We start from the raw sequence: 7,950 nt of genomic DNA, 5'->3' as shown, positions 1-7,950 counted from the left end.
GGGAATCCTTTCGATTCACAAAACTCGGGAAACGCTCTAAATCACACACAGAAACTCCGATTTATTCGTCGAATTTACGGTTCAGATGAATTCATAAATGGAAAGGATAGATACTGCCTTTGGATCGAAGACAGACATCTTCATGATGCAGAGAAAATTCCAGAGATTAAAGAGCGTTTAGACCGCGTCCGTGCTACACGTTTAGCTAGCCGCGATAAGAGCGCGAATGACATGGCGAAACGCGCACATCAAATGCGTGAAATGAACTTTGGTCACACCCATACCATCGTTATTCCAGCCGTATCATCTGAAAGACGGGAATGGTTCCAAATTGGTTTGATCGATCAGAATGCTACGATCTCGAACCGAAATTTTGCGCTTTATGACGCGCCTCTATGGAATCTTGCGATATTGTCCTCAAGATTCCACTATGTTTGGATAGATGCGGTATGCGGCAAGCTTGAGACGAGGTTCAATTATTCGAACACGCTCGGTTGGAACACGTTTCCGGTCCCGACGCTGACCGAAAAAAACAAGGATGATTTAACTCGCGCTGCCGAGGAAATTCTCATGGCACGTGAGACACATTTCCCAGTAACCATCGCCGATCTCTATGACCCCGAAAAAATGCCCGCCAATCTGCGCGAGGCTCATGACCGCAACGATGAAGTACTCGAACGCATCTATATCGGACGGCGTTTCAAAAACGACACCGAGCGCCTGGAGAAGCTTTTCGAGCTCTACACCAAGATGACCGCTAACGCGTCGCCAGCCAAGAAGCAGAAGGCAGGTGCGATATGAGTGAAGCAGTCTTCGGTTTGATTGGTGTAATTCTCGGTAGCCTGCTAACTGCGTCAAAGGACGTTGTAACTTTTTTGCTCCAACGGAGAGAAGTCGGCAGGGTCCACGCTGTTGGCATTATCACCGTTCTGGATGCCTACGCGGATCAATGCTCTTCGATTGTATCAGACGACGGCACCGCCTATGGTCGCCCGGCTGGGATGACAGCAGAAGGCGAAGAGTATCCTGACCCACAAGAAGCGTTGCCGGAGCCGCCAATCTATCCTGATGATGTTGACTGGCGTAGCATCAAATTTGATCTGATGTATCGGGCTTTGGCTCTGCAGAACACAGCACGCGATACCAACAGTTATATTCAATCATGTTCTGAACATGCATCACCGCCAGGATATGACGAGCTCTTTGCAGCAAGGCAGGAAGGGTATGCGCGGCTGGGGTTAGAGGCCGTTCAATTGGCAAGCGCGCTACGCGAACAACATCGTTTGCCAGCACCGGGCAAACCATTCTGGGATTGGGGTTTTGAAATTGGAGCTTTCTTCCAGACTAAGATAGCGGAGTTCGAAACTCGCCAAAAGGCAGCTGAAGAAAGACACAAAGCGCTTCTTTTTTCTGAACAGTCTCCTGTTCCAGAGGCTCTTTCAAAAGTTGAACGCGTCAGCAGGCTTGATAATGTTGACAGCTTTACTCGAAACGAAACGAGCCGAACATGAAATTCGTATTCCAAAATGCGATTAACTCTAAAGCATACTCCTGCAGAGAAGCGACGCGTCCATGACCACCCGCACAATCCCATCCGTCTCTGTAACCTACGCCCGTAATGGCAATTCCACCAAAGCCAATGCCCTGGGCATGCGTGCAATGCAGGAGCGGGCCTTTGAGAAACGTGGCGAGCAATATCTGCTGATCAAATCCCCGCCTGCATCAGGAAAGAGCCGGGCGCTGATGTTTATCGCGCTCGACAAGCTCGCCAATCAAAGCGTGAAGCAGGCCATCATCGTCGTGCCAGAAAAATCTATCGGGTCGAGTTTTGCCGATGAGCCGCTGAGCCAATATGGCTTCTGGGCCGACTGGCGGGTAGAGCCGAAGTGGAACCTCTGCAACGCGCCGGGTGAAGACGGCGGCAAGGTCAATTCGGTTGGCAGCTTCCTCGCCAGCGATGACATAGTGCTTGTGTGCACCCATGCCACCTTTCGCTTCGCGGTCGAGCGCTTCGGCATCGAGGCCTTTGATGACCGGCTGATCGCCGTGGATGAGTTCCACCACGTTTCCGCCAATCCCGACAATGTGTTGGGCCAACACCTTGGCGCCTTCATAAGTCGCGACAAGGTTCATATCGTGGCTATGACAGGCAGCTATTTCCGGGGCGATGCAGTGGCCGTGCTGTCACCCACCGATGAAGCTCGCTTCGAGACCGTCACCTACACATACTATGAGCAGCTGAATGGCTATGAGTATCTCAAGCAGCTCGACATCGGCTATTTCTTCTATTCGGGCTCCTACACCGATGACATCCTCGCGGTGCTGAACCCAGATGAAAAGACCATCATCCACATCCCCAATGTCAATTCGCGAGAAAGCACCAAGGACAAGATCAGGGAAGTGGAACACATCATCGAGGAATTGGGTGACTGGCAAGGCGCCGATCCGGTTACTGGTTTCCAGTTGGTGGCGCGGCCCGATGGGCGCATGCTCCGCATTGCTGATTTGGTGGATGATGATGCCGTCAAGCGAGACCGTGTGTCAGCGGCGCTGAAAGATCCGGCGCAGAAAAACAACCGCGATCATGTGGACATCATCATCGCCCTGGGCATGGCCAAGGAAGGCTTTGACTGGATTTGGTGCGAGCATGCGTTGACAGTGGGCTATCGTGCCAGCCTCACAGAAATCGTGCAGATTATCGGGCGCGCAACTCGCGACGCGCCGGGCAAGACCCGCGCACGTTTCACCAATCTCATCGCCGAACCCGATGCGTCTGAAGGCGCTGTTGCAGAAGCGGTCAACGATACGCTCAAGGCCATCGCTGCCAGCCTACTGATGGAGCAAGTGCTGGCACCGCGCTTCAACTTCACGCCCAAGAACCCACAGAGCGGCCCACAGCCCGACTTCAACTATGGCGAAGGCGGCTATCAGCCCGACCGCTGCAATGTTGGCTTCAATGAAGAGAGCGGCCAGTTCCATATCGAGATCAAGGGGCTGGTTGAGCCCAAGAGCCCCGAAGCCGCGCGCATCTGCAAGGAAGACCTAAATGAGGTGATCGCGGGCTTCGTGCAGGACAAGCGCACAATCGAACGCGGTCTATTTGAGGGCGACCATGCGGGTGGCGAGCTTGTCGCTGAAGAGTTGACCGTGATGCGCATGGGCAAGATCATCAAGGACCGCTATCCCGAGCTAGATGCTGAGGATCAGGAAGCCGTGCGTCAGCATGCCATCGCCGCATTGAATCTCACCCAGGAGGCTGCACGCATCGCCTCCGGCACGGGACGTGCGGGTGAGACTGAGCCGAGCGTGAACACTGCTCTCATCGACGGTGTGCGGAAATTTGCGATGGATGTGCGCGAACTCGACATCGATCTCATCGACCGCATTAATCCGTTCCAGCAGGCCTATGCTATTCTCGCAAAGACCATGAGCGAGGAGAGCCTGAAACAAGTCGCAACCGCCATTACTGGCAAGCGCACCAGCTTCACACCCGATGAAGCCAAGGAATTTGCGGTGCGCGCATCCCGTTTCATCAAGGAGCGTCAGCGGCCGCCATCGGTCACATCAGCTGATGCATTCGAGCGCAAACTCGCCGAAGGTGCCGCCGCCTTCATGCGCTACAAGAAAGAGGGCCGCTATGACGGATGACCTCGATCTTGATGCTCTGGCCGAAGAGCTCGCGGAGTTTGCGCCCAAGGAAAAGAAGGCCGGTCGCAGCCCGCGCGAAGAGCGTATCATCGCGGGCTTTGAAGACATCCAGCGCTTTGTCGATGAACATGGCCATGCGCCGCGCCATGGCGAGCATCTCGATATCTTTGAGCGCCTCTATGCGGTGCGCCTCGACCGCCTGTGCGATCAGCCCGACTGCCGCGCCATTCTCGAGCCGCTGGATCGCCAAGGATTGTTGAGTGCTGAACCCCAGCCTGCGCCTGCTTCTGATGCAGAGCTGGATACCGACGCGCTTCTGGCCGAGCTGGAAGGCGCGATGGACATTGGCGACATCACCACCCTGAAACACGTCCGCACCGCCGATGAAAAACGTGCCGCCGAGGAAGTCGCGGCCCGCGAGAAGTGCGAGGACTTCGCCACCTTCAAGCCGCTGTTCGACCAGGTCGCAGCGGATCTGAAAACCGGCGAACGTGAAAGCCGCGTCATCCGCAAGGCGGCAGGCCTTCTCAAGACCGACATCAAGCAGGGCGAGTTCTTCATTTTGGATGGTCTGACTGTCTATGTTGCCGAGGTTGGCGAGCCGCAGAAGGCACCAAACGGCGAGAATGACGCCCGGATCCGCGCGATCTTCTCAAACGGGACCGAGAGCAGAATGCTACTGCGCTCCCTCGTGCGCGCCCTCCACAAAGATGAAGCCAGCCGTCGGATTTCTGCACACGGTTATGCTGGCCCGCTCTTCGCTTTTGAGGAAGAAGCCGTCGCCTTCGATCATGAAATCACAGGGGACGACCAAGCCTCGGGCACGATCTATGTCTTGCGCAGCAAGTCTGACCATCCCTTCGTCGTCGCCAATCGCGAGGTGCTCCACAAGATCGGCGTGACGGGCAGCGATGTAAAGAAGCGCCTAGGCAACACCCGCCTAGACCCGACCTTCCTGATGGCGGAAGTGGAAGTGGTCGCGACCTACACCCTCTACAATATCAACCGAGCCAAACTTGAACACCTGATCCACCGCTTTTTCGAGCCAGCCCGAGTGGACATCGAGATCAAAGACCGTTTCGGGAACCCGGTTGTGCCGCGAGAGTGGTTTTTGGTTCCGCTGGCCAGCATCAATGAGGCGGTGGAACGCATCAAGGATGGCACAATCGGCGAGTATGTTTATGACACCAGCCAAGCCAGGCTTGCCTGAGCGGCCTGGGGGGAAACAGGGCGTGCTTAAGAAACTGAAAACCGCTTCAAATCTGGGTGTTTTTAGGAATTGCCGCACGGCGGACGATGAATGCAACTTCAAGCAACTCAATCTTCTCTATGGCTTTAACGGCAGCGGCAAGACGACCCTAACACGCATATTTAGCAGTCTTGAAAAGGGAGAGCTTTGCGCGCTCCTCCCTGCGGGCGGGCGATTTGAGATCGAGCTGTATGACGGGACACTGATTTCGAATGAAAACAATCTCGGTGCGCTGAAGCAGAATATCGCCGTCTTCAACACCGACTTCGTCGAAGATAACTTTCAGTGGAAGGTGGGCTCTGCCAAGCCCGTGTTTTACATCGGCAAAGACCAAGCCGAAACGGGGAAGAAACTGCGTGAGGCGGCGCTCAAGCGAGAGCCGCTAGAGACACAAAAGCTCGCTTCCGAACAAGCCAAAGGCAAGGCTGACAGGGCATTCGCGACATTCAAGACGATCACAGGGCGGGCAATCGGTGAGGCAATCGCCGACCGTAATTTTAATGCCCGAAATCTAGATTCCGAGTTTGCCAGAGGTGATCGGGATGATAGTGCCTTGCTTGATGAACAAGGACGTAAGCAACTCCGCACCCTAATTTTGCAAGACGCGCCGCCGCCGAAGGTCACTGAATTAGGTGCGCTGGACGGCTTTCGGGAGTTTGCTGAACGATCCCGTGCTTGTCTTTCCGAGACCGTCGGCACGGCAACACTTCGGGAACTCACCGACCATCCTTCGATGGTTGGATGGGTCAAAGCGGGGCAAGAATATCACCGCACAAATAATCTCGATGATTGCCTGTTATGCGGCAATCCCTTCACACCGGAAAGAATGCAGGCGCTCGATGCCGCGATTGACGACAAGTTTGATCGCATCGCGGCCGAGACAGCGTACCTCGCCGCGCGTGGCCGGGATCTGCAAGCGCAGATTACCGCAGCGCGAACAACGATACCCTCGCGGAATGATTTAGCTGGCGACCAGTCGGCTTATGACGCCGGAGCCCTCGCCTACAAAGCAGCCTTGAGCGATCTCGGGAAAGCGCTCTCCCTCTATGAGGATGCGCTCGCGCGAAAGGCACAAGCCCCGAATACCGCCGTCGATCTTGCGGCATGTCCCGATCCCGCTGAGGCGACGCGATTCGAACGGGCCTGCTCAGAAGCGCTATCGAGCATCAACGAGTGCATCGCCATACACAACAAGGCGCATGACGAGTTTGCGCAGACGCAGCAGGATGCACGCAGCGCACTGCTTGGCCACTACCTGGCGGAAGCCCGCGATGAATATCGGCGTCTTGAGAGTGAGGCAGCCGATGCAGACAAGCAGACCACCAAAGACAGCGATGTTTTCAATAAGCTCGTGCAACAAATTGAAGAGCTCAGCCAGCAGCTTCGTAATCACGGGCCTGCAGCCGAGGCCATTAACGCGCTTATCAAGGCCTACCTAAGGCACGGCGATATAGAAATTGTGGCGCAGGATGACGGCTTTCAGCTACGGCGTCACGGACATGAAATCGCGACCAATCTCAGTGAAGGGGAAAAGACCGCGATCACACTCTGCTATTTTCTGTCCAGTCTCGGCTCAGACGGGCGGCAGATCAAAGACCTGATCGTCATCGTGGATGATCCGATATCGAGTTTGGATTCCAAAGCGCTCAATTATGCATTCAGCGTACTCAAAGGACATGTCGGCGCGGCGAAGCAACTAATCATCCTGACTCACAACGTCAATTTCATGAACGAGTGCAGGAAGTGGCTTAAAGGCAAAGTAGACAAAGGGATTGCCGCACTTCTTTTTCTAGATTTGAAATCACGGGACAATGCGCGGCAATCTGAAATCACCAAGCTTCCTAAATTATTGCGAGAGTATGACTCCGAATATCATTACTTGTTCTCGCTTGTATTGAACTTTGCGGAGGCAGATGGCGCAGAGAATGATTATCTCTTCCTGATGCCGAACGCAATGAGGAAAGTTGCCGATGTCTTCCTTGCTTTCAAGCGTCCAGGCAACAATGGCCTTGCCGATAAAGTCGAAGCCCTTTCGCGAGAAGCCGAAGCGCTTGGCCTTGATCCCTCTAGGCTGCGCGCAGTCGATAGGCTCGTGCAGGTTGAATCGCACGGGGACAATCTTGATGACCTAATTACATTCTCGTCGATGACGGTCGAAGAGGCGCACGAGTCGGCCCAGGCGTTGATGGAGCTGGTGGAAAAGCTCGATGCTGACCATTACGAGCGGCTATGTCGCCAATGTCGGTAAATGCTTGGCACTTGCAAATTGGGTCGTCATCCATCCGTCCCTTGCGCAGTACCTGAGATAATCCCGCGAACGTGGCTGAGGCGCACGTCCTGTCAACGGACTGCCCGCTCCATTCGCTTCGCTCCCGTGTTGTCCGTTCCGCCTTGTGGCTGACAGGCCGCTTATCCGCCCCCGCCCGATCCCTCCGCGTCCTCAGGACCAGCGAAAGGAGATCAGGACATGACCACTTCAACTTCTAAATCCGCTTCACCGGCACGCTTCGACGTCTATGAAGCCATCACCAATCAGATCATCGCCGCTATCGAGCAAGGCGCAGATCATCCGCAAATGCCCTGGCACCGTTCGGGCGGCTCTATCGAGCGTCCCGTCAATGTCGCCAGCAAGCGCGCCTATCGCGGCGTGAACACCGTTGCCCTTTGGGCATCGGCGCATTGCCAGCATTTCAGCAACGGCCTGTGGGGCACGTATCGCCAGTGGCAGGATCGCGGCGCCCAAGTGCGCAAGGGCGAGAAGTCCTCTCTCATCATCTTCTATCGTGACATTGAACCCGGTGAACGTGATGATACGTCCGGCGATGATGCCGACGAACGCGGTCAGCGTTCCTTCATCGCCCGTGCATCACGCGTATTCAATGTGGCGCAAGTCGATGGCTTTACCATCGACACGCCAGACGTGAACGTGGATCGCATCGAGCCCAGCATCGCGGCCGAGGCCTTGGTGCAAGCAAGCGGCGCCAAGATCTCCATCGGTGGAGAACGCGCCTGCTACGTAAGCGACCGGTCTTGGCCGCCTTGCATTGAAGTGG

General features: G+C 55.4%; 6 protein-coding genes. All 6 read left to right on the top strand.

Annotated elements, in window-relative coordinates; all coding sequences use genetic code 11:
• Positions 1-801 (top strand): type IIL restriction-modification enzyme MmeI (locus B7364_RS08655; protein ID WP_332835078.1); only part of this gene is annotated, 801 nt, incomplete at its 5' end.
• Complete coding sequence (locus tag B7364_RS08650) at positions 798-1,511, top strand: hypothetical protein (RefSeq protein WP_085339602.1); 714 nt, start codon at positions 798-800, stop codon at positions 1,509-1,511. The genes B7364_RS08655 and B7364_RS08650, both read left to right, overlap by 4 nt.
• A gap of 61 nt (positions 1,512-1,572) precedes the next feature.
• On the top strand, positions 1,573-3,648 hold the full coding sequence (locus B7364_RS08645; RefSeq protein ID WP_085339601.1) for a DEAD/DEAH box helicase: 2,076 nt from the start codon (positions 1,573-1,575) through the stop codon (positions 3,646-3,648).
• Positions 3,638-4,858 (top strand): GIY-YIG nuclease family protein, encoded by a 1,221-nt coding sequence (locus tag B7364_RS08640; RefSeq protein ID WP_085339600.1) that lies wholly within the window; start codon positions 3,638-3,640, stop codon positions 4,856-4,858. The genes B7364_RS08645 and B7364_RS08640 overlap by 11 nt, the downstream gene beginning before the upstream one ends.
• On the top strand, positions 4,830-7,145 hold the full coding sequence (locus B7364_RS08635; RefSeq protein ID WP_198534125.1) for an AAA family ATPase: 2,316 nt from the start codon (positions 4,830-4,832) through the stop codon (positions 7,143-7,145). The genes B7364_RS08640 and B7364_RS08635 overlap by 29 nt, the downstream gene beginning before the upstream one ends.
• A 219-nt stretch (positions 7,146-7,364) precedes the next feature.
• Positions 7,365-7,950: ArdC-like ssDNA-binding domain-containing protein (locus tag B7364_RS08630; RefSeq protein ID WP_157893610.1), on the top strand; the 586-nt coding region annotated here is incomplete at its 3' end.

The sequence above is a fragment of the Aquidulcibacter paucihalophilus genome (genome assembly GCF_002105465.1).
Lineage (GTDB): Bacteria > Pseudomonadota > Alphaproteobacteria > Caulobacterales > Aquidulcibacteraceae > Aquidulcibacter > Aquidulcibacter paucihalophilus.
Note: the sequence above shows the minus strand (reverse complement) of the source record. Positions and strands in the feature narration are given on the sequence as shown.

Excerpts from the sequence above, each read along its gene's own strand:
- B7364_RS08650 (WP_085339602.1), top strand. The coding sequence starts at position 798 with ATGAGTGAAGCAGTCTTCGGTTTGATTGGTGTAATTCTCGGTAGCCTG.
- B7364_RS08645 (WP_085339601.1), top strand. The coding sequence starts at position 1,573 with ATGACCACCCGCACAATCCCATCCGTCTCTGTAACCTACGCCCGTAAT.
- B7364_RS08640 (WP_085339600.1), top strand. The coding sequence starts at position 3,638 with ATGACGGATGACCTCGATCTTGATGCTCTGGCCGAAGAGCTCGCGGAG.
- B7364_RS08635 (WP_198534125.1), top strand. The coding sequence starts at position 4,830 with ATGACACCAGCCAAGCCAGGCTTGCCTGAGCGGCCTGGGGGGAAACAG.